Origin of the sequence: Azospirillum agricola, assembly GCF_020005195.1 — a bacterium.
In the GTDB taxonomy this organism is placed as follows: domain Bacteria; phylum Pseudomonadota; class Alphaproteobacteria; order Azospirillales; family Azospirillaceae; genus Azospirillum; species Azospirillum agricola.
In genome coordinates this window covers 12821-36978 of sequence record NZ_JAIFZR010000003.1, presented here as the reverse complement: position 1 = coordinate 36978, position 24158 = coordinate 12821, and the positions used below count along the sequence as shown (strand labels likewise).

The following is a 24158-nucleotide window of genomic DNA, read 5'->3' as shown; positions in this document are numbered from 1 at the left end:
AATAGCCAGGGAAAGACGGAAACGACCGTCATGGGGCGCCACGCGCCAGCCAATCACGCCACATCGCCCGGTAGGCCGCTTCCATCTTGCGGGCGAAGCCGGCGTAGTCGGTCAGGGAGGAAGCGCGCAGCCGCGCCGTCATCCCGGCGCGCAGATCGGCCAGCCGGGCCGGGTCGCCGGCCAGATCCACCGCTCGCCGGACATAGTCCGCCGGATCGCCGGCGATGAGGTCGACCAGTCCGCACTGGGCGAGCAGGCTGGCGCCGACACGGGCAACATGGTGGGTGCCCAGCAGGGTCACCACCGGCACCCCCATCCACAGCGCCTCGCAGGTGGTGGTGGTGCCGTTGTAGGGGAAGGGGTCGAGCGCGATGTCGAGCCGGTCGTAGGCGCGAAAATGATTCGACGCCGGATCGATGCGCGTGAGCAGATCGATCCGATCGCGCTCCACGCCATGAGCCTCGAACAGACGGGCGTAGGCCTCGCGTGTCGGGCCGTCGCCGAGCGGCTTGCTCTTCACGATCAACCGCGATCCCGGCACCCGTTTCAAGATCGCGGCCCACACGGCGACGACGTCGGGGGTGACCTTGGACAGGTTGTTGAAGGAACCGAAGGTGACGTGTCCCGCCGCAACCGAGGGTGGCTCCGGATTCGGCTCGGCCGGAAGCGCCGGCTGGAAGGCCAGGAAACCGCTGGGCAGGCGGGCCAGCCGTTCGGTGTGCCAGCCGTCGGTGACGTTCATCGGGTCGGCGATGCCGTCGGTGATGCGGAAATCCATCATCGGCAAGCCGCTGGTATCGGGATAGCCCAGCCACGTCGCCTGCACCGGTGCCGGCCGGCGGGCGAAGACCAGCAGGCGGCTGTCGCCGGTGTGGCCGGCCAGATCGACCAGGATGTCGATGCCATCCCGCTCGATCACGGCAGCGGCCTCCGCATCCCCCATACCGGTCAGCGGCACCCAGCGGTCGGCCAGGGTCTTGAAACGGGCGGTGGTGACGTCCTCGCGGCGTGAGATCGGGTAGCAGACCACCTCGACCGCACTGCGATCGTGGGCGCGCAGCAGCGGTTCGCTGAAGAAGGCGCAGGAGTGGGTGCAGAAGTCGGGCGACACGTAGCCGATCCGCAGCCGGCGGTCGGGCGAACGGTCGTTGCGGAAGCGGCGATCCGCCGGCAACAGGGGGCGGGCATGCCGCTCCCCCCACGCCACATGGGCCGCATGGATCGCCTCGGGCGGCCGGCTGGGTGTGTAATGCAACGCGAACAGCAGGTTGGAATGGATCAGCGGGTGACCCGGATGATGGCCGAGCGCCGTCTGGAAGGTTTGGATCGCCTCCTCGACGCGGCCCTGCTCCTTCAACGTTTCGCCGAGGTTGTTGAAGGCCTCGACCATGGCAGGCCGCAGGCGAAGCGCTGTTTGGAAGCTTGCCACGGCGGCGCTGAGATCGCCGGCCCCACGCAGGAAATCGCCCATGTTGGCATGGGCTTCGGCGAAATCGGGACGGATCGTGAGAGCCCGCGCACAGGCGGCGCGCCCTTCCGCCACCCTGCCAAGGCCGCGCAGCACGTTGCTGAAATTGAAGAAGCCCTCGGCATAGTCCGGACGCAAGGCCAGGGCGGTGCGCAGAAGCGCCGCCGCCTCCCGCCCCTGCCCACGGTCGGACATCAGAACGGCAAGGTTGCTCCGCACCCCCGGATCCTCTGGAATCGCGGCGACCGCGCTCCGGTAACGCTGGATGGCCTCCGCGATGCGGCCGGCCATGCGCAGCAGAATTCCCAGATTGTTGTTCGCGTGCGGATGCGCCGGCTCCCGGTCCAGAACGGCGCGGTAGCCGGCCTCGGCCTCGTCGGTACGGCCGGCCTGGTGGGCCGCGAGAGCTGTGGCAAAGCGGGTGGCGGTCGGAGACGCCGAACCACTCGGCGCGGCGCTGGTCCGTCCCCCCTTGCGGAGCGGTTTATGGAACTGCTTTTTCATCGGAACCCCAGAAACCGAACAACCGCCGAAGCCACCCCGCCGAGAGTTCCCGTCGATAGCAACCGGCGCGCGCCGCTGGCAAGCGCCTTCGCCATGACACCCCGCGTCAGAACGCGCCGGTCTCCCGCAGAATGCCCTGCAGTTTCTCGCTGGCTTGGGCCCAGGTGAAACGCGCCAGCAGATGGCCACGGGCGTCGAGCCGGACGACGTCTTCGTCGCGGACGATGCCACTGATGATCTGGCAGGCGGCGCCCTCGTCGGGCTCCCACCAGTCCAGCCCATGGAAGGTCGGCCAAGGGTCGCGACTGTTGGGCAGATGGGCGGGGCCGGTAATCGAGGGGATCATGCGCGCCACGCGACCGTCCAGGTAATCAACGTAGGAGCTGTGGGCCGGCGCCACCAACTGCAAACCCATGGCACCCGCCTTTGACATCGGCAGATCCCAGCCCTCGCCATGTGAGAGGCTCCAGTAGTGAGTGGCGGTGCGGAACAGTCCGGTCATCGAGGCCTCGTCCAGAGCACCGACCACCACCAGGATGGGCGCGGCCTCCTCGCGCCGCCGGCCGACGATCGCCTCGGTCTGACGGAACAGAGCCTCCACGGCGGCAGAGGTCCCCGAACCGCCCTTGCCAAGTTTCAGAACCAGCACAGCGTCGTCCGCCGCCGTCGTCGCCGTCAGCCAGACCCGAAGAACCCCGTCCAGATTCTTGCGCGGAATGAAGTCGGAGATGTTCAGGAAGCGGTGACGGAAACCCAGGACCGGACGGCCGTCCGGCAGCGTCAGGGAGACAGCCGGACCGGCCGCCGCCTCCGCGTCGACCCCAAGCGGACAAACGCGCAGCCGGTCCTCCGGAAAGCCTTGCTCAACCCAGGCGATCCGCGAGGATTCGGTCGGAACGATGATCAGGTCGTGCCGCTCGCCGAGGCGACGCCACGGCACCGGAATGCGCGTTCCCTCGAACATCGTCAAGTTGACCGTCATCAACCCCGGAACGATTTCCACCGTGGGCGGGGTCTGGCAACTCACGATCGACCGTGCCCGGACCACCCGATCCAGCGGTTCCGCCCACGGCTCGTTCCCGAGCAAACCGAGCGTGTGGACCCGAACGCCATCCGCGGCCATCGCCCCGACCAAGCGGTTGGTCATGTGGGCGTAGCCGCTGATTCCCTGATAGGGCCCACGGATGAGAATCCCCTCCGGCACACCGGAATGATGGGAGGCGGCCACCGCGACCCGATAGCGCAGGCAGCGAGCGGCACCGTCACGGGCCTCGGAATTGGACGGATCGATCCGCCGGGCACGATCGAAAAGGCAAACCGCCCGGTCGAGCGCCCCGAGCGCCAGCAGAGTGGCTCCTTGCTGGACATAGCCCACAGCGTTGCCCGGCTCCGCCGCGATCAAGGCGGAGAAGGCCGCCGCCGCTTGATCGGGAAAACCCAGGGTCGACCGGATCGCCCCAAGATTGAATAGGGCTTCGGCAGAAAGCGGAGAGAGCCGGGCTGCCCGATCCAGATGACAGGCCGAGAGGTCGACATCGCCCTTGGACTGCTCGATCACCCCCAGACGCTGCATCGCGACGACCGAGTGCGGTTGCACCGCCCTCAGCCTGTGCAGGCAGCGCTCGGCCTCGACCAGCCGGCCGGCGGTCTGGAGCAGGATGGCCAGATTAGCCAGAACGTCGGGCTCGGCAGGGTGCCGCAGCACCGCGTCCCGGAACACCGCGACCGCCTCTTCGCTCCGCCCCGAACGGTGCAGGGCGATCCCCAGGATGGTCAGGAGTCCGAGGTCGTCCGGCCACGCGGCAAGGCTCTCCCGGCAGGCGTCCACTGCTTCAGTGAAACGGCCCGCATGAAAATGTTGAAGAACATGATCTAGAGGAGCCGGCATTTCGAACGGTCTCGGCTTCGGTGAACAGGCGGACAAGGTCTCCCCTATAGCCGCAATTCCACGAAGCGGGAAAGAAAAAGGGGACGCTCCTTGCGGAGCGCCCCCTGGAAGCCGGGGCGCTCCGGAGAGCGCCCCTTACCCTTGTCCTCGCTTCCCTTGAACCGATCAGCCGAGGCTGATGTCGGTGACGGTGAGCGTGGAGTTGCTGTTGTAGAGACCCAGCAGACGGATTTCCGTCGCCGCCACCTGGCCATCGCCGTTGGTGTCGGTGACGAGGTAGGCGCCCGTGTTGGTGCCGTTGTTGGCAAGCACCACCACGCTCGCGCCGGCCGCGCTGTTGGTCAGCGAGCCGATGGCCGTGCGAACCGCACCGAAATCGGTGTCGGTCAGGCTCGTCGCCGCGGTGGTCAGGCGGACCACCTCGTCGCTCGCCACGTCGATGGCACCCTGGGCGCGCGAGGCACCCGCCAGCGAACCGTCACCGTTGCGGTCGACCAGCGTGCGGAGCGCGCCAGTCAGCACGATCTTGTCGACGCCGGTTTCGAAGCCGGTGACCTGATCGAAGCCGGTGTTGGCACCCGCCGCACCGCCGTCGCTGATGGTCGAGTAGACCACCTGATCCTGCGCGGAGTTGTTCGCCAGGGTCAGGTTGTCCGCACCCAGGCCACCCTGGAAGCGGATCGTCCCGCTCGACACCACGACCGTGTCGGCCAGAGCGCCGCCGAGCAGGGTTTCGACACCCGACACGGAGACCGTGCTGGCCAGATCGGTGAGGCTCACCACGTCGGTGCCCGCACCGCCGATCAGAGTCTCGACACCACGCAGCGTGACCGTGTTCCCGGCCGAGCCGAGGCTGATCACGTCCGTGCCCGAACCGCCGACGAAGATTTCGACGCCCGAGACCAGGGTCGTGTTGCCGCTGTCGCCGAAGATCACGATGTCGGTGCCCGAGCCGCCGAGCAGCGTCTCGACCCCGCGGACGATGACGGTCGAGCCGCCGTTCGCCAGCGTGACCACGTCCACACCGGCGCCGCCGACCACATACTCGGTCGAGGCCACCGTGAGGGTCGCACCGCCGCTGGCGGTCTGCACGACGTCAACCCCCGTGCCGCCCGTCAGCGTCTCGATGTCGCCTACCGTGACGAAGTTGAACGAGTTGCCCAGCGTGATCGCGTCCGTGCCCGAGCCGCCGGTCAGGGTCTCGATCCCGCGGATCGTGACCGTGTTGCCCGCCGAACCCAGGGTCACCAGGTCGGTGCCAGCACCGCCGATGATGAACTCCAGGGCGCTCTGAGCAAGCAGCGTGTTGCCGCCGTCACCCAGAACCACGATGTCGGTGCCCGTACCACCGGTCAGGGTCTCGATCCCGCGGACCGTCACCAGACCACCAGTCGAGCCGAGCGTGACAAGGTCGGTGCCAGCACCGCCGATCACATACTCGACAGCGTTCACCAACAGGGTCGAACCGGCGCTGCCGAGCACGACGATGTCGGTGTTGGTGCCGCCCGTCAGGGCTTCGATCCCGCTGACCGTCAGGAAGTTGGCCGAGTTGCCGAGCGTGACGACATCGGTACCGGCATCGCCAATCAGGGTCTCGACCGCGCGGATCGTGACCGTGTTGCCCGCCGTACCCAGGGTCACCAGGTCGGTGCCAGCACCGCCGATGATGAACTCCAGGGCGCTCTGAGCAAGCAGCGTGTTGCCGCCGTCACCCAGAACCACGAGGTCGGTGCCCGTGCCACCGATCAGCGTCTCGATGGCGCGAACGGTGATGGTGCTGCCACCCGAACCCAGGGTCACCACGTCGGTGGCGGTGCCGCCGATCAGGAACTCCAGCAGGCTAGCCTCGATCGTGTTCCCGGCGGAGCCGAGGACGACGATGTCGGTGCCCGCACCGCCGCGCAGGGTCTCGATGCCGGAGACGGTGACGAAGTTACCGGCCGAACCCAGCGTGATGACGTCGGTGCCCGCACCACCCGTCACGGTCTCCACCAGCGACACCGCCAGGGTGTTGCCGGCCGAGCCCAGCGTGATGGTGTCGACACCCGCGCCGCCGCGCAGGGTCTCGATGCCGCCCGTGATCAGGAGGCTGTTGCCGCCGTCACCCAGGGTCGCCACGTCGGTGCCCGCACCGCCGGTCAGGGTCTCGATCGCGCGGATCGTGACCGTGCTGCCGGCCGAACCCAGCGTCACGACATCCGTGCCCACGCCGCCGATGATGAACTCGACGATGTCGGCCAGCAGGGTCGAACCGCCCGAGCCCAGAACGATCAGGTCGGTGCCAGCACCGCCGGTGATCGTCTCGAAGGCCGAGACCAGGACCGTCTGACCCGCCGAACCCAGCGTGACGAAGTCGGTGCCCGCACCGCCGGTCAGCGTCTCAAGCAGCGACGCGGTCAGCGTGTTGCCCGACGAACCGAGACGGATCGCGTCGATGCCCGAACCACCCGTCAGGGTCTCGATGCCGGCCACCAGGACGGTGTTGCCCAGAGCACCCAGGGTGACGACGTCGGTGCCAGCACCGCCGGTCAGCGTCTCGAGCAGCGACACCGTCAAGGTGTTGCCGATGGAGTCCAGGGTGATGGCGTCGGTGCTCGCACCGCCGACCAGGGTCTCGATCAGCGAGAGCAGGACGGTGTTGCCGCCGTCGCCCAGCGTGACAACGTCCGTGCCGGACGCGGTGCCGGTCAGGGTCTCGATGCCGCGCACGGTGACCGTGCTGCCGGCCGAACCCAGCGTCACCACGTCGGTGCCAACGCCGCCGATGATGAACTCGGCGAGGTTGACCTGCAGCGTCTGACCGCCCGAGCCCAGAACGATCAGGTCGGTGCCAGCACCGCCGGTGATCGTCTCGAAGGCCGAGACCAGGATCGTCTGGCCCGCCGAACCCAGCGTCACAACGTCCGTGCCGGCCGAGCCCGTCAGGGTCTCGAGCAGCGACACCGTCAGCGTGTTGCCCGACGTGCCCAGCGTGACCGCGTCGATGCCCGCACCACCGCGCAGGGTCTCGATGCCACCCGTGATCAGGAGGCTGTTGCCGCCGTCACCCAGGGTCGCCACGTCGGTGCCCACACCGCCGGTCAGGGTCTCGATGCCGCGGATCGTGACCGTGCTGCCGGCCGAACCCAGCGTCACGACCTCGGTGCCCACGCCACCGATGATGTACTCAAGAATATCAGCCTGCAGGGTCGAACCGCCCGAGCCCAGAACGATCAGGTCGGTGCCAGCACCGCCGGTGATCGTCTCGAAGGCCGAGACCAGGATCGTCTGGCCCGCCGAACCCAGCGTCACCACGTCCGTGCCGGCCGCACCCGTCAGCGTCTCGAGCAGAGACACCGTCAGCGTGTTGCCCGACGAACCAACGCGGATTGCGTCGATGCCCGAACCACCCGCCAGGGTCTCCAGACCGGAGATCAGGACGGTGTTGCCCAGGGCTCCCAGGGTGACGACGTCGGTGCCAGCACCGCCGGTCAGCGTCTCGAGCAGCGACACCGTCAAGGTGTTGCCGATGGAGTCCAGGGTGATGGCGTCGGTGCTCGCACCGCCGACCAGGGTCTCGATCAGCGAGAGCAGGACGGTGTTGCCGCCGTCGCCCAGCGTGACAACGTCCGTGCCGGACGCGGTGCCGGTCAGGGTCTCGATGCCGCGCACGGTGACCGTGCTGCCGGCCGAACCCAGCGTCACCACGTCGGTGCCAACGCCGCCGATGATGAACTCGGCGAGGTTGACCTGCAGCGTCTGACCGCCCGAGCCCAGAACGATCAGGTCGGTGCCAGCACCGCCGGTGATCGTCTCGAAGGCCGAGACCAGGATCGTCTGGCCCGCCGAACCCAGCGTCACAACGTCCGTGCCGGCCGAGCCCGTCAGGGTCTCGAGCAGCGACACCGTCAGCGTGTTGCCCGACGTGCCCAGCGTGACCGCGTCGATGCCCGCACCACCGCGCAGGGTCTCGATGCCGCCCGTGATCAGGAGGCTGTTGCCGCCGTCACCCAGGGTCGCCACGTCGGTGCCCACACCGCCGGTCAGGGTCTCGATGCCGCGGATCGTGACCGTGCTGCCGGCCGAACCCAGCGTCACGACCTCGGTGCCCACGCCACCGATGATGTACTCAAGAATATCAGCCTGCAGGGTCGAACCGCCCGAGCCCAGAACGATCAGGTCGGTGCCAGCACCGCCGGTGATCGTCTCGAAGGCCGAGACCAGGATCGTCTGGCCCGCCGAACCCAGCGTCACCACGTCCGTGCCGGCCGCACCCGTCAGCGTCTCGAGCAGAGACACCGTCAGCGTGTTGCCCGACGAACCAACGCGGATTGCGTCGATGCCCGAACCACCCGCGATGCCTTCGATGCTGCTGAGCAGCATCGTGTTGCCGCTGGAGCCCAGCGTGATGATGTCAGTGCCGGCCGCACCCGTCAGCGTCTCAAGCAGAGACACCGTCAGCGTGTTGCCGGAGGTGCCCAGGAAGACAACATCCGTACCCGTACCACCGGTCAGGGTCTCAATGAACCCGGTCAGCAGGGTGTTGCCACCGTTGCCCAAGGTGACAACGTCGGTGCCGGTGCTGCCACCCAGGGTCTCGATGTCACGGACAACCACCGTGTTGCCAGCCGAACCCACCAGGGACACGGTGTCAACACCCGAGCCGCCGATGATGAACTCAACGGCGCTAACCCCCAGCAGGTTACCGCCCGAGCCCAGAACGATCAGGTCGGTGCCAGCACCACCAGTGAGCGTATCGGTGAGGCCGGAGAAGCCGGTGACGAACAGCGTCTGGCCAGCCGAACCCAGGGTGATGACATCGGTGCCAGCGCCGCCGGTCAGGGTCTCAAGCAGCGACACCGTCAGGGTGTTGCCGACCGAGCCCAGCGAGACCGCGTCGATGCCCGAACCACCGCGCACGATTTCGACACCGCCCGTGATCAGGAGGCTGTTGCCACCCTCACCCAGCGTCACGATGTCGGTGTCCGTACCACCGGTCAGGGTCTCGATGCCGCGGATCGTGACCGTGCTGCCGGCCGAACCCAGCGTCACGACCTCGGTGCCCACGCCGCCGATGATGAACTCGGTAAGATCGGCACGCAGGGTCGAACCACCCGAACCCAGAACGATCAGGTCGGTGCCAGCACCGCCGGTGATCGTCTCGAAGGCCGAGATCAGGATCGTCTGACCGGCCGAGCCCAACGTCACCACGTCCGTGCCGGCCGCACCCGTCAGCGTCTCGAGCAGAGACACCGTCAGCGTGTTGCCCGACGAGCCGAGGGCGATGGCGTCAACGCCAGAACCGCCGACCAGCGCGTCGGCACCGCTGAAGCCGGTGACGAACAGCGTGTTGCCCGAGGCGCTCAGCGTGACGACGTCGGTGCCCGCACCGCCGATCAGGGTCTCAAGCAGCGAGACCGACAGCGTGTTGCCGGAGGTGCCGAAGGAAACCGTGTCCTGGCCGGAATTGCCGGTCACGGTCTCGATGGACTGCACCTGGACCGTGTTGCCCGACGTGCCGCCCAGGGTGATGACGTCCGTGCCGGCGGCACCGACGACGCTCTCGACCAGCGCCACGCGCAGCGTGTTGCCGGAGGTGCTCAGGGTGACGACGTCCGTGCCGGCGCCGCCCGTGATCGACTCGATCAGCGACACCTGCAGCGTGTTGCCCAGCGAGCCAAGGGTAACCGTATCAACCTGGGTGTTGCCGAACAGCGTCTCGACCTGCGACAGCAGGACCGTGTTGTTGCCCGTGCCGAGGGTGATGACGTCCGTGCCAGCCGCACCCGTGATCGTCTCGAGCAGCGACACCGACAGCGTGTTGCCGGCGGTGTTGGTCAGCGTCACCGCATCCACACCGACGCCGCCGCCGAGGCTTTCGACCAGCGACAGCGAGATCGACACCGTGTTGCCGGCCGAACCCAGCGTGACGACGTCCGTGCCAGCCGCACCGGTGATCGTCTCGAGCAGCGACACGCGCAGCGTGTTGCCCGACGTGCCCAGCGTGATGGCGTCCGTACCGGCGCCGCCCGTGATCGTCTCGAGCAGCGACACCGACAGCGTGTTGCCCAGCGACCCGAGGGTAACAGCGTCAACCCCCGTGTTGCCGGTCAGGGTGTCGATCTGCGAGACGAAGAGAACGTTGCCGGACGTGCTGCCCAGAGTGACGACATCCGTCCCAGCCGTGCCGGTGATCGACTCGATCAGCGAGATCTGCAGCGTGCTGCCCGACGTGCCCAGCGTGACGACGTCCGTGCCGCTGTTGCCGTTCAGGGTGCCGAACAGCGAGACCAGCAGCGTGTTGCCGGCCGAACCCAGCGTGACGACGTCCGTGCCGCCCGTGCCGGTGATCGTCTCGAGCAGCGACACCGACAGCGTGTTGCCCGACGAACCCAGCGTGACGAAGTCGTTGCCAGCACCGCCGGTGATCGTCTCGATCAGCGATGCGGTCAGCGTGTTGCCCGACGAGCTGAGGATGATCCGGTCGGTTCCGGTGTTGCCGACCACGGCCTCGATCGAGGACACGAGGAGCGTGTTGCCCGACGTGCTGCTCAGCGTGATGACGTCCGTGCCGGCCGCGCCGGTGATCGTCTCGAGCAGCGTCACGGCCAGAGTGTTGCCGGCGGTGTTGCTCAGCGTCACGACGTCCGTGCCGGCGCCGCCGACGAAGGATTCGACGCCCGTCAGCGAGATCGTCAGCGTGTTGCCGGCCGAACCCAGCGTGACGACGTCCGTGCCGGCCGCACCCGTCACCGTCTCGATCAGCGAGATCAGCAGCGTGTTGCCGGAGGTGGTCAGGGTGACAACGTCCGTGCCGGCGCCGCCCGTCACCGTCTCAAGCAGCGAAACCTGCAGCGTGTTGCCGACCGAGCCCAGCGTCACGACGTCCGTGCCGGCGCCGCCCGTCAGCGTCTCAAGCAGCGAAACCCGCAGCGTGTTGCCGACCGAGCCCAGCGTCACGACGTCCGTGCCGGCGCCGCCCGTCAGCGTCTCAAGCAGCGAAACCTGCAGCGTGTTGCCGATCGACTCCAGCGTGATGACGTCCGTGCCGACGCCACCCGTGATCGTCTCAAGCAACGACACCAGAAGAGTGTTGCCAACCGTACCCAGCGTCACGACGTCCGTGCCGGCCGCACCGGTCAGCGTCTCGACCAAGGTAACGGTAAGAGTCTGGCCCGTCGTCTCGAACGTATAACTATCGTTTGTATCCCCGGATGTACCTGACAGTACACCGCCGGTGATATTGCCAGAATTCAACGTCGCCATCGCTCAATACACCCCTGAGTCGTTGCAGATCCGTGGATAGGCTTTTTGGTTCGGGCGTGAAGACAGATCTCTCCCCGTCCATCCTCCTATCTATCCGATGGGGTTAGCCACGGCAACGCAAAAACAGAGGGCGAATACGCGGGAAAAGCGTGTGTGCTCCGGGTGCAACCACGATCGCAGAAGGGAGGGTAAAATCCATGGCAAAGAACGCCTGGAACGATGCCCATGAAGCGGATCTTGCTTTAACTGATGCACTCATCCATAGCGCCCCACCTTCTCTCCCCTCACCCTGATCATGCGAATCGGTGAGGGTGTATGAAGTGCAGCCTCACCGATGCCTGCTGCACATGATCGCCGTCCATGATATCTGACGACACCGTCCGGTCCGCAGGTTCGGCTGCCTCGAAAACAACAGGATTCCACCCAATGCCACTTCTGGTTCCCGTTTCCTGGGGTGAATTGCTCGACAAGATCACGATCCTCGAAATCAAGGCCGAGCGCATCGCCGACACCGCCAAGCGGGAGAACGTGGAACGCGAACTGGGCGCGCTGAACACCGTCGTGTCCGACGCGGGCAGCCTGCCGGAAGCGGCCCGGCCGATCATCGACCGGTTGCGCGGCATGAACGAGGCGCTGTGGGACATCGAGGACGAGATCCGCGACTGCGAGCGCGCCAAGGATTTCGGCCCCCGCTTCGTCGAGCTGGCACGCGCCGTCTACCACACCAACGACAAGCGGGCCGCCTTCAAGCGCGACCTGAACGACCTTCTGGGCTCCGATCTGGTCGAGGAGAAATCCTACCAGCCCTATTGACGCCCGCTCCCAACGGCCAGTTCCATCAGGACAGCATCCCGATGCCCGTTCCTCCCCCAGACACCCCCGACAACGCCCGCGTCCTCCAGCGCCAAGCGCTTGAAGCACACGAGCACGGGCATTGGGAAAAGGCTGTTACGGCAGCCTCCAAGGCGATCCGGCTCGCCCTCCACCGCGACACCGAAAGCCGCGACACCGCCGACGGACGAACCCATGCGATGTCGCATGGGCGGCGGCGCAACGTGCTTTGGTGCTCGTCCTGCTACGCCCCCGCCAACCGGCGGGGGATCCGGCCATGACCGATCTTACCCTCTGGGACCGTTTCGAGGAGGGGTTCCCCCACGGCTTCGGTGAACTCCACCAGTTCTGGGGCCGGCCCAATGCCTGACGGCAGGTGACCGGAATATTCTTATGGATGCGATCATGAGGCACCACAGTCCGTCCTCCGCCCCTCCGGTCGACGCCAAGGCCCTGATTCCGGGGCTTCTGGCGAGCGGGATGGCCCATCATTCGGCCGGCCGCCTGGCCGAGGCGGAGCAGGCCTACCGCCAGATCCTCGCGGCCGACTCCCAGCACCCCGACGCCCTGCATCTGATGGGTGTTCTGGCGCTGCAGGTGAACAAGCCGGCGGTGGCGGCGGATCTGATCGCCCAGGCGATCCGGGGCAATCCGGGAAGCGCGATCTATTTCTCCAACCTGGGCAGCGCGCTGCGCCGGCTGGGACGGATCGACGATTCGATCGCCGCCTGCCGCGAGGCGACCCGGCTCGACCGCAGCCTCGCTGACGGCTTCAACAACCTCGCCAACGCGCTGACGGACCGCCAGCTCTACGGCGAGGCGGCCGACGCGCTGACCCGGCTGGTCGCCCTGCGCCCGCAGGCGGTGGAGCAGCGGCTGCTGCTGGCCAACACGCTGATGAAGGCAGGCCGACCGGCGGACGCCGTCGACGCGCTCAACGCTCTGCTCAGAATCGATGGGCGCAACGCCCCGGCGCTGAACAACCTCGGCGTCTGCCTGCGCAAGCTGAAACGCAACGAGGAGGCGGAGGCGGCCTACCGCCGGGCGCTGGAGATCGCCCCCGACGACGCCGGTATGCTCAGCAACTATGGCACGCTGCTGATGGAGCTGGAGCGGACCGACGACGCCATCGCTCTCTTCCGCACGGCCATCGGGCACAAGCCGGACTTCGGCGAGGCCCACCTGAATCTGGGGCTGGCCTACCGCAGCCAGATGCGGTTGGCCGAGGCCGTTCCGGCGATGCGCGAGGGCGTCCGGCTTTGCCCCGACCTGCCCGAGGCCCACGCCGGGCTGGGCGAGCTGCTGCTGCTCGACGGGCAGCTGGAGGAGGGATTCCGCGAGTATGACTGGCGCTCGCGCATGGCGGATTTCCCGTCGCCGCGCCGCGACTTCACGGCACCGCGCTGGGACGGCGTCTTCCGCCCCGGCCTGACCCTGCTGGTGCACGACGAGCAGGGGGTCGGCGACACCATGCAGTTCGTCCGCTTCGCCCAGATCGCCCAGGCGCGCGGCGCCCGTGTGATCGTGGAGTGCAACACCCAGCTCACCCGGCTGCTCGACGGGATGCCGGGCGTCGATCGGGTGATCGGCCGGACCTCGCCGCTCCCGCCGCACGACGCCCATGTCCCGCTGCTCAGCCTGCCGCAGGAGCTCGGGATTTCGCTCGACACCATCCCGGCCGAGGTCCCCTACCTACGGACCGAGCCGGGGCTGGTCTCCCACTGGGGCGAGCGGCTCGCCGCCCTTCCAGCCTCGGGAACGGGCCTGCGCGTCGGTCTGGTCTGGGCCGGTTCACCCGAGCACAAGAACGACCGCAACCGCTCGCTCGCCCTGGCCCGGCTGGCTCCGCTGGCCGGGGTGGCGAACGCGCGCTTCGTCTCGCTACAGAAAGGCGCCGGCGCCGGGCAGGCAGCCAACCCACCGCCCGGAATGGAGCTGGTCGATCTCGGGCCGGAGATCGGCAATTTCGCCGACACGGCCGCCATCCTTCAGCACCTCGATCTGCTGGTGACCGTCGACACCTCGGTCGCGCATCTGGCCGGCGCGCTCGGGCGCCCGGTGTGGGTGCTGCTGCCTTTCTTCCCGGACTGGCGGTGGCTGCACGGGACCGATGCCTCACCCTGGTACCCGACCATGCGGCTGTTCCGACAGGAGCGCCCACGCGACTGGGAGCCCGTCATTGCCCGCGTCGCCGACGCCCTGCGCGCGATGGCCGACGGCGTGCGACCGGCATGAGCAGGGTCGCCACCGCTTTGGCCGCGGCGCTGCTCGGCCTGACCGCCGGGAGCGGTCAGGCGGCAGAGCCACCGCGCTTCGCCCTGCCGCTCGATTGCCCGACCGGCAACGCCTGCGACGTTGTCAAGCTGACGGATCTCGATCCCGGCCCGGGGCTAAAGGACTACAATTGCGGCAGCCTGCTGGGCGGGGAGAACGGGCACAGCGGCACCGACATCGCCATCCGCGACCAGCGCGCCATGCGCGAGGGCGTTACCGTGCGCGCCGCCGCCGCCGGCACCGTGCTGCGCACCCGCGACGAGATGGAGGACACCGGCATCCATGGCCCCGAAACCCGCGAGGAGTTGAACGCGCGGGGCTGCGGCAACGCCGTGGTGATCGGCCATGACGACGGCTGGCAGAGCGTCTACTGCCACCTGCGCCGGGGCAGTGTCGCCGTCACGCCGGGCCAGAACGTCCGCACCGGCGATCCCATCGCCCAGGTCGGCATGTCCGGCCTGAGCGAATTGCCGCACCTGCATTTCCAGGTCAACCATGGCCGGGACGTCGTCGATCCCTTCGCCGGCACCGACCGGACGGCCGCCTGCGGCGTCGGGCCACACCCACTGTGGACGCCCGAAGCCCTGTCGCGCCTGACGCCCTACCGTCCGGCGGTGCTGCGGCTAGCCGGTTTCGCCGAGGAGGAGACCGACGTCCGCACCGCCCGCGAAGGCACCTTCACCGAAGGCCGGATCCGGCTGTGCGCACCCAGGATGGTGTTCTGGAGCGAGATCATCGGCATCAAGGCCGGCGACCGCATCGCCTTGACGGTGGAGGGGCCGGACGGGCGCCCGGTGCTGAACCGGACCGTCACCGCCGACCGCGACCGTGCCCAGATCTTCGTCCAGGCTACGGCCGCCCGTCCCGGCGAGGCCTGGGTGGTCGGATCCTACCGCGGCACCGTGGAATTGACACGCGGACGCGACAGCTACCGCTCACGGACAACCGGCCACGCCGTCACAGACGGTTGCTGACCGCTTGCCTCCTGCGCGCTTGCCTCTTGCTCAGGCGGAAGCGGTGCGGCATGGTCCCCCGCGAGACCCGCCAAGTGCCGATGATCGCTGTACCGATGCCTTTTCGTTTTTTCCTCGCCCACACGGTCCGGTTCCGGGTCGATGTTTCCCACGCTCCTTCTCTCCGTGTCCGGCGCTAGGGCGGACGGTGCATGACTGGACATTTCCTGTTTTCATTGTACCGGAAGCTGCCGCTGTCCCTGAGAATGCGACAGCGGATCCGCGATTTCGTGCTGACCCGCTGCCCGCTGCTGGTCCGCCTGACGCCGCTGCACCGCGAGTTGACGGAGCAGGAGCAGACCCGTGTCCAGACCGAGATGCTCCTGCGTGAAACGGCCCCGGCAACGGTGGCCACGGTGCTGGGCGTCGAGTCTCCTGTTGCCGGCCCTCTACGGATCGTTACGGGGGTGGTGCTGTACAACAACGCGGCGGACGACATCGTCGAGCTGGTCCGCTCGATCCGGCTGGCCGCCGCCACCCTGCCCGAGGGCATCACCGTCGAGGTCGGCCTGCTCGACAACGGCGGCACTCCCTTCTCCCCCGACGCCCTGCCCGCCGACGCCGAGGCCCGCTACGAGCACGCCGGCGCCAACCTCGGCTTCGGCAAGGGCCACAACCGCCTGATGCGCCAAGCCTTCGAGGGCGGCGCCGACTTCTACCTCGGCATCAACCCCGACGGCCGCCTCCACCCCGACTGCCTGGCCAACCTGCTGCGCATGGCCCAGGCCGAGATGGCCGCCGGCGGGCCCAGCAGCCTGCTGGAAGCCATCCAGTTCCCGGAGGAGCACCCGAAATGGTACGACCCCCGGACCTTCGACACCCCCTGGGTCTCCGGCGCCTGCTTCCTCATGCCGCGCGCCGTCTTCCGCGCCACCCAGGGCTTCGACGAGCACATGTTCCTCTATTGCGAGGACGTCGACCTCTCCTGGCGTGTCCGCCTCGCCGGCTTCCGCACCCGCATCTGCCCGGCCGCCATCTTCCTCCACGACGTCTCCGACCGGGGCCATGAGCCCTGGCGATTCAAGGAAATGCTCATCGCCGGACGCTACCTCGCGCACAAGTGGGGAAACCCGGCCTTCCGCGACCAGACTGAAAAGCTGCTTCTCAGCCACAAGATGGTGTCCAGCCTCACCGATCTGCCGCCGTTGGACAGGATGCCGGTGATCGAGAAACCTGGAGCCATCCCCGACTTCGAGCACGCCTTCAGCTTCGCGCTCACCCGTTGGTGACCGTGCGCCGATAACACACCCTTGTGACGATGTCGGTGTGTCCTCGCCTATCGATTGCGCCGCTTTTCCAGCACATGGTATAGGGCTTGCCACTTTTCCGCCAAATCGGGTTTGAAAATGATGGCGACGGCAAACGGCGTGAACTACCGGGTGAACAACTTCGATTTCATCCGACTGTGCGCCGCGACTTTCGTCATCATCAGCCACGCTTTCGCCCTGAACGGCTCGAACTATGATCCCTACTCCGCCTGGGCCGTGCACGGCACCTTGAGCGGGGTCGGGGTCGGGGCCTTCTTCACGGTCAGCGGCCTGCTCGTGACCCGGAGTTGGGACGGCGATCCCAACCCTTTCCGTTTCGCGATGCGCCGGATCCTGCGCATCATCCCCGGCTTGGTCGTGCTGACGCTGCTGTGCGCCTTCGTGCTGGGTCCGTTGGTGACGAGCCTGAGCCGGGACGAATATTTCGCCTCGCCCCAGACGCTCGGCTACCTGAACAATATTCTGATCTTCCCGCTTCAGTATGGGCTGCCGGGGGTCTTCACCAACCTGCCAATCGCCGGCGTGGTCAATGGCTCCCTGTGGACCCTGGCAGTGGAAGTGACCATGTACGCCGGCGTCGCCATCCTCGGCTCGCTGGGGCTGCTGCGGTGGCGCTGCACCCCGGTGATCCTGTTCCTCGGCTTCGCCACCGCCCACGTCGTCCTACAGAAGCTCCATCCCCAGCCAATCTTCTGGCTCTGGATGGACATTCACACCATCCTCGACTGCGGCGCCTATTTCTTCGCCGGCGCCTCCCTCTACAAGTTCGACGCCGCCATTCCCCGCCTGCCGTCGCGGCTGTTCGCCCTGCTGCTCCTGTTCGTCGCCAGCATGGGAACGCCGATGGTGCTCATCGTTAGCTACTTCGCCCTGCCTTATCTGGTCTTCTGCATTGCATTCGAGGACAACGCGCTCCTGCGCAAGGTCTCGCACACCGGGGACCTCTCCTACGGCGCCTACATCTACGCCTTCCCAGCCCAGCAACTCGTCGTCCATCTCTTCGGCACGGCGATGGGTCCGGTCCTGTCGATGATGCTGACGGCGCTGCTGACCTTCCCGCTGGCGGCCCTGTCCTGGTTCCTGATCGAACGTCCCATGCTGCGGCTGAAGCCGGCAGCGCGGCGCAAGGACGTGGTGTCCCCGGAGCCGGTGCCGGCCATGGCCATCTCCATGGCCATCTCCATGGCCGCTCCCCTACCGAGCCCCGGCGTGGCCAAGGCGTCCGTGCGGACCAGCGGCGGCGATGCCGGAGCGGCGACCACCGCGGCAATCGCCGGCGCTGCGCAATAACCGGCTAATCTCGTGGATCCGACGGACGGTCTCCGCTACATCTGCGGGGATCATGACCCGACCACATCCGACCGCAGACCAGCGCCACGCCGTGAATGGACCTTCCCATGACGTCTGAGATTGCCATCGGCGTGAAAGGCCTGGGCAAGGCGTACACGATCTACAAGAAGCCCGAGGACCGCATCAAACAGATGCTGTGGCGCAACCGCCGCAAGTTCTACGACGAGTATTGGGCGCTCCAGGGGGTGGACCTGGAGATTCGGCGCGGCGAGACCGTCGGCATCATCGGTCGCAACGGTTCGGGCAAATCGACCTTCCTACAGATGGTCTGTGGCACTTTGACGCCGACCACCGGCACGGTCGCCGTCCATGGCCGGATCGCGGCACTTCTGGAGCTGGGTGCCGGCTTCAACCCGGAATTCTCCGGGCGCGAGAACGTCTACCTCGCCGCCTCGGTGCTGGGCCTCGATCACGCCCAGATCAACCAGCGCTACGACTCCATCGCCGCCTTCGCCGGGATCGGCGACTTCATCGAGCAGCCGGTGAAGCTCTACTCCAGTGGCATGTACGCCCGCCTCGCCTTCGCGGTGGCGGCCCATGTCGACGCTGACATTCTGATCGTCGACGAGATCCTGGCGGTGGGCGACGCCGCCTTCACCCAGAAATGCATGCGTTTCATCCGGCAGTTCAAGGAGAGCGGCACGCTGCTGTTCGTCTCGCACGACGCCGCCAGCGTGATGAATCTGTGCGACCGCGCGGTGTGGATCGACCGCGGCTTCCTGCGCGAGACCGGGCCGGCCAAGGACGTCTGCCACAGCTACCTCGCCTCGCTCTACAGCGAGCAGGAGGAGGAGGGCGGCTCCTTCCGCATCGGCGGCGTGCGCCGTCCGCCACCGGGGCTGGTCAAGGCCAAGCCCGACGTCCGCCACGAGATGCTGCGCGAGTCGACCCTGCGCAACGAGATCGCCATCTTCGACTTCAACCCCGACGCCCCCTGGTTCGGACAGCGCGGCGCCACCATCGAGGGAGTCCGGCTACAGGACCCCTCCGGCGGCACGCTGGAAAGCCTGTATGGCGGCGAGGAGGTCATCCTGCGGGTCGACGCCCGTGCCCACACGGACATCGACAGCCCGATCATCGGCTTCATCGTGAAGGACCGGCTGGGCCAGCCGCTGTTCGGCGACAACACCTTCATCACCTACCAGACCGCCCCCGTGCACGTCCCGGCCGGTGACGCCTTCTCCGCCAGCTTCCTGTTCCAGTTCCCCTACCTGCCGGCCGGCGATTACGCCGTCACCATCGCCATCGCCGCGGGCACGCAGCAGGACCACATCCAGCACCAGTGGATGGACGAGGCGCTGTTCCTCAAAGTCGTCTCCACCCACCTGTCGCGCGGGCTTGTCGGTGTTCCGATGCATGGCATCGAGATCGCCGTCCATCACGCCTCCCAGCCCGGATCCATCAAGCCAGGGTTCCCCAAGCATGCCTGACACCCCCGCGTCTTCGGGCCGCAACGCTCCCTTCGACGGTCTTCTGACGCCAACCTGTAGCTGGCTGCCCGAACGGTTGAGCGACCCGGATTCCTGGGTCGGCCACATCCCCTTCGCCTTCTGGACCATCGATGCGCTGCGCCCGCGCATCCTCGTGGAACTGGGGACCCACACCGGAAACTCCTACCTAGCCTTCTGCCAGGCGGTGGAGCGACTGGGAACGCAGACCAGCTGCTACGCGGTGGACACTTGGCAGGGCGACGAGCACGCCGGCTTCTACGCCGATACCATCTACCGCGAGCTATCCACCTATCACGAACCGCGCTACGGCCGCTTCTCCCGCCTCGTCCGCTGCCTGTTCGACGAGGCGGTGGACCAGTTCGCCGACGGCAGCGTCGATCTGCTGCACATCGACGGGCTGCACACCTACGAGGCGGTGCGCCACGATTTCGAAACTTGGCTGCCCAAGATGAGCGAGCGCGGCGTCGTGCTGTTCCACGACACCAACGTGCGCGAACGCGGCTTCGGCGTCTGGCAGCTGTGGGACGAGTTGATCCAACGCTATCCCGGCTTCCTGTTCCTGCATTCCAACGGCCTGGGCGTGCTGGGCGTCGGCCGCGACCTGCCGGACAATTTCCGCAACCTGCTCGCCGCCACCGTCGAACCGGAGGGGTTGGAGAATGTCCGCCAACTCTTCACCCGTCTGGGCGCACCGATGGCCGACCGGCTTCTGCTGCGCCGCCTGACCCTCCAGGCAGAGGAACTGACCCGCACGCTTCAACAGCGGGATAGCGACATCGCCACCCTGACCCAGGCGCTGACCGGCCGCAACGGCGACGTTGACATCCTCAACGGCGTGATCGCCTCGCGCGAGACCGACATCGCCACCCTCAACGGCGTGATCGCCTCACGCGAGACCGACATCGGCAGCCTGAGCGCCACCATGCAGGAGCGCGACAGCACCATAGCGGCTCTGAGCAGTTCCATGAGCCAGCTCAACCAAGCCCAGGCCGAGGCCAACCGCGAAATCGAGCGGCTGATCCGCGCGCTCGCCATCCGTGGCGTGCCATCAGCCCCCCCGCACTCCTCCGTGACGGATGCGACCGGGGCACAGCCCTCCCATCTGCCCGCCGCATCATCCCGCCACACTCTGGCGGCTCTGCCGCCACCGCCCCGTCCGCGCTGGAACGCCACCGGCGCCCGGTTTCTGAACGCCGCCGCCGTCCGGCTGCGGCGGCGCGGCAAGGAGGCGCTGGGCCTGCGGCTGCTTGGCGGCGCCGAGATGATGCGCTGCGATCCGCTGGCCTTTCTCTGGTACATGCGCCATGGCGGGCAGCAGGGCGGACGGCTCCACCCGCTGTTCGACACCATCCACTACCGCCGGACCAATCCCGACGTCGCCGCCTCCGGCGCCGATCCGCTGGCACACTATCTGAGCACCGGTGCCTGGGAAGGCCGCAACCCCCACCCGCTGTTCGACACCGTCTATTACCTGAACAGCAACCCCGACGTGGCCACCAGCCGCACCAACCCGATGGTGCATTACCTGACCCGCGGGGCATGGGAGGGACGCAAGCCTCACCCGCTGTTCGACAGCGCGCATTACCTGCGCAGCAACCCGGACGTGGCGTCCGCTGGCGTCAATCCGCTGGTCCATTACATCATGCATGGCGCCTGGGAGAATCGCGACCCCCACCCCCTGTTCGACACCGCCTATTATCTGGCAGGCCTCGACCCGTCACTCCTTCCCGACACCGGGATGACGCCGCTTGAGCATTACCTGAAGCACGCGACCGGATCCGGACGTGATCCGCATCCGCTGTTCGACAACGCCTACTATCTGTCCAACAACCCGGACGTGGCGTCCGCCGGCCTCAACCCACTGATCCATTTCGTCGAGTATGGCGGGGCGGAACTGCGCAATCCCAGCCGCCGCTTCGACATGAAGCTGTACGCCCAGCTCAACCCCGGTGCCGCAGCGGATCCCCTGACCAACCCGCTGCTCCACCATCTGGCCTCCGGAGCGAACAACACCCTGTTCCGCCTGCCCTGCGCCGTCGACGAAGTCGAAGCGGAGCTCGGAGCCAGCCGCACGGTGACCGGCCCTCTACGGATCGTTACGGGGGTGGTGCTGTACAACAACGCGGCGGACGACATCGTCGAGCTGGTCCGCTCGATCCGGCTGGCCGCCGCCACCCTGCCCGAGGGCATCACCGTCGAGGTCGGCCTGCTCGACAACGGCGGCACTCCCTTCTCCCCCGACGCCCTGCCCGCCGACGCCGAGGCCCGCTACGAGCACGCCGGCGCCAACCTCGGCTTCGGCAAGGGCCACAACCGCCTGATGCGCCAAGCCTTCGAGGGCGGCGCCGACTTCTACCTCGGCGTCAACCCCGACGGCCGCCTCCACCCCGACTGCCTGGCCAACCTGCTGCGCATGGCCCAGGCCGAGATGGCCGCCGGCGGGCCCGGCAGCCTGCTGGAAGCCATCCAGTTCCCGGAGGAGCACCCGAAATGGTACGACCCCCGGACCTTCGACACCCCCTGGGTCTCCGGCGCCTGCTTCCTCATGCCGCGCGCCGTCTTCCGCGCCACCCAGGGCTTCGACGAGCACATGTTCCTCTATTGCGAGGACGTCGACCTCTCCTGGCGTGTCCGCCTCGCCGGCTTCCGCACCCGCATCTGCCCGGCCGCCATCTTCCTCCACGACGTCTCCGACCGGGGCCATGAGCCCTGGCGATTCAAGGAGATGCTCATCGCCGGACGCTACCTCGCGCGCAAATGGGGAAACCCGGCCTTCCGCGCCCATGCCGAACAGCTTCTGCTGACCAACACCATCGTCGCCGACCTCGGCGATCTGCCGGATCTGGAGACCCTTCCGGTGATCGAGGCGCCGGGAAGCATCCCGGACTTCGAGCACGCCTTCAGCTTCGCCCCAACCCGCTGGTAAGCGACCGGACCATGCCGAACGACAACCGCACCATCGACGTCATCATCCGCTTCCACGACGCGAGCAAGAGCGACACGCTGCTGCGCGCCCTGTTCTGCCTGTACGGCCAGACCTACGGTGCGGTGCAGCCGCTGCTGATGCTTCAGGATTTTCCGCCCGAAAAGGTGGAGGCGATGGAACGGCTGGTCGACCGCCTCGCCTGGAACGAGCGGCGGCGGCGGCCCATCGTCCACAACTATATTCCGGCGGCGAAGGGCGATCACCGGTCGCGCCTGATCAACGAAGGGTTCCGTGCCGGGCAGGGCCGTTACATCGCCATCCTCGATTACGACGATGTGGTCTATGGCCATGCCTACGAACATCTGGTCAGCCGGCTGGAGGCGTCGAACGCCGCCATCGCCTTCGGCCGGATCGCGGTCAAGCACGTCTATCCGCTGACCCACTATGAATTCGTGCTGTCGACGACGCGCAACACCTTCAACGGCAACGGGCTGAACGACCTGTTCCGCGACAATTTCTGCCCGATCCACAGCTTCGTTCTCGACCGCACCAAGATCGCGGAGGAGGATTTGCGGTTCGACGAGACGATGACCCGCCTGGAGGATTACGACTTCCTGCTGCGCACCTGCGCCAAATACCCGGCCGACTTCGAGGGGCTGGAGCGCTATGTCGGGACTTATTACTGGCGCGTCGACGGCTCCAACACGGTCCAGTCCTACCAGGGGCCGGGTGCGGAGGAGAACCAGCGCCAGTGGCAGGCCGCCCGCGAGCGGATCGACCAGTTGAAGAAGGATCTCGGCATCGCGGCGGGCATCAAGGTTCCGGCTCCCGCCCAGTGACAGATCGGCTCCGGCCCAGGATGGCTTCTTGCCGTCAGGGTGCCGCCGTCTTCACGCCGGGCATGTTCGCCTCGACCCAGCGGCCGACACAGTCGGCCCAGCGGCGGTGCACCGTGCCGTTGGGATGCCCGGCGCCCCCCACCTGAAGCGCCGAGGGGTTGGCGTCGTATTCCGGATCCACACAGTCGGCGTACGAGATCCCGGCTCCCCCCAGCGACGCGACCAGCGCGTCGTAGTCGGCCTTGCCGCCCGGCAGGCTGGCATCGTCCAGAAGAGCCACCAGCAACCGGCCTCCACGCGCTTCGACCGCATCGCGCATGGACCGGATGACCGCCGCGGTCGCCGGCACCCGTTGCGCCATCCGGTCGCCCAGCCACAACCGCAGAAAGCCGGCGTGCAGTTCCGTCACAAGGGCCGAGCGATGCTCCAGCGGCCAGGGCTGCACCGTCTCCAGCGGGTGCTCGACCAAGCGGTCGCCTTGTTCGGTCGCGGTCACCGTGGCGTGGGGGGGGATCACCATGGCCCCGTTGCGGTCGGTCAGGAACTTGACCCAGTCCGGAGGCGCCACCGTCCGCACCATCTGGTGGGCGATGAAGCCGAGGATCACCAGCTTGGCCGGATCCTTGCGCGCCTCCAACTCCTTCCGGACACGCAACAAGGCTTGGTAAGTGCTGTAACCACCGGTACCGAAATTATCGACAACCATGGATGGGAAGCGCTCTCCCAACCGCCACGCATAAGTCTCCGCATCGGCCACGCTGTAGCCCTGGGTGAAGCTGCAGCCGACCACCAGCACATCCGCCGGCCGTCCCATGTCCTTGACCGGCCGGCTGGTCCGGCTGTGGTCGGGCTGGAAGCTCATGTCGGCCCCGCCCTTCTCCAGCGAGGCGAAAACACCCGGCCGGTTGACCCACCCCAGGACCGGATCCTCCATGCCCCAGTTGGAGCCATCGAAGTTGGCGTTGACCCAGGCGGCCTTTGGCGCAAAGCCGGCCATGCGCAGATAGGCCTCTCCCACCAGCAGCGACAGGACCAGCGAAACCAGGGAGACGATCAGCGTGGCCCGCATGAATATTCCAATCCGGCTTCGTATCGATTCCG

At 67.4% G+C, this 24158-nt stretch carries 12 protein-coding genes; 8 read left to right on the top strand and 4 right to left on the bottom strand.

Annotated features, from left to right (window positions below; translation table 11 throughout):
* Positions 1-28 precede the first annotated feature (28 nt).
* The 3 genes from JN22_RS08265 to JN22_RS08255 form a co-directional block, all read right to left on the bottom strand.
* Entirely contained in the window at positions 29-1972 is a 1944-nt protein-coding gene (locus tag JN22_RS08265) for an O-linked N-acetylglucosamine transferase, SPINDLY family protein (RefSeq protein WP_085553510.1), read from the bottom strand.
* A gap of 106 nt (positions 1973-2078) precedes the next feature.
* The gene (locus JN22_RS08260; RefSeq protein ID WP_085553509.1) at positions 2079-3860 is read right to left on the bottom strand and encodes a tetratricopeptide repeat protein; all 1782 of its coding nucleotides are present in this window, start codon (positions 3858-3860) and stop codon (positions 2079-2081) included.
* 165 nt (positions 3861-4025) lie between these two features.
* Positions 4026-11105, bottom strand: coding sequence for a calcium-binding protein (locus JN22_RS08255; protein WP_143268218.1), 7080 nt, complete (start codon positions 11103-11105; stop codon positions 4026-4028).
* A gap of 426 nt (positions 11106-11531) precedes the next feature.
* Between JN22_RS08255 and JN22_RS08250 the strand changes: the two genes are divergently transcribed.
* The 8 genes from JN22_RS08250 to JN22_RS08215 all read left to right on the top strand — a co-directional run bounded on the left by JN22_RS08250 (position 11532) and on the right by JN22_RS08215 (position 23057).
* Complete coding sequence (locus JN22_RS08250; RefSeq protein WP_085553507.1) at positions 11532-11918, top strand: hypothetical protein; 387 nt, start codon at positions 11532-11534, stop codon at positions 11916-11918.
* Positions 11919-12341: 423 nt separating this feature from the next.
* A complete protein-coding gene (locus tag JN22_RS08245; protein WP_179166087.1) occupies positions 12342-14171 on the top strand; it encodes a tetratricopeptide repeat protein in 1830 nt (609 codons plus the stop codon).
* On the top strand, positions 14168-15184 hold the full coding sequence (locus tag JN22_RS08240; RefSeq protein ID WP_085553505.1) for a M23 family metallopeptidase: 1017 nt from the start codon (positions 14168-14170) through the stop codon (positions 15182-15184). The genes JN22_RS08245 and JN22_RS08240 overlap by 4 nt, the downstream gene beginning before the upstream one ends.
* A 245-nt stretch (positions 15185-15429) precedes the next feature.
* Entirely contained in the window at positions 15430-16452 is a 1023-nt protein-coding gene (locus JN22_RS08235; protein ID WP_085553504.1) for a glycosyltransferase family 2 protein, read from the top strand.
* A 117-nt stretch (positions 16453-16569) separates the two neighbouring features.
* A complete protein-coding gene (locus JN22_RS08230; protein WP_085553503.1) occupies positions 16570-17781 on the top strand; it encodes an acyltransferase family protein in 1212 nt (403 codons plus the stop codon).
* Between the two features lie 107 nt (positions 17782-17888).
* The gene (locus tag JN22_RS08225) at positions 17889-19271 is read left to right on the top strand and encodes an ABC transporter ATP-binding protein (protein ID WP_085553630.1); all 1383 of its coding nucleotides are present in this window, start codon (positions 17889-17891) and stop codon (positions 19269-19271) included.
* Positions 19264-22218: a class I SAM-dependent methyltransferase gene (locus tag JN22_RS08220; RefSeq protein ID WP_143268216.1), complete on the top strand. Its 2955-nt coding sequence runs from the start codon at positions 19264-19266 to the stop codon at positions 22216-22218. Before JN22_RS08225 ends, JN22_RS08220 begins: the two co-directional genes overlap by 8 nt.
* Before the next feature lie 11 nt (positions 22219-22229).
* Entirely contained in the window at positions 22230-23057 is an 828-nt protein-coding gene (locus tag JN22_RS08215; protein WP_179166086.1) for a glycosyltransferase, read from the top strand.
* Between the two features lie 34 nt (positions 23058-23091).
* Here the strand turns inward: JN22_RS08215 and JN22_RS08210 are convergent, their stop codons facing one another.
* Positions 23092-24126, bottom strand: coding sequence for an SGNH/GDSL hydrolase family protein (locus JN22_RS08210; RefSeq protein ID WP_085553501.1), 1035 nt, complete (start codon positions 24124-24126; stop codon positions 23092-23094).
* Positions 24127-24158: the final 32 nt, after the last annotated feature.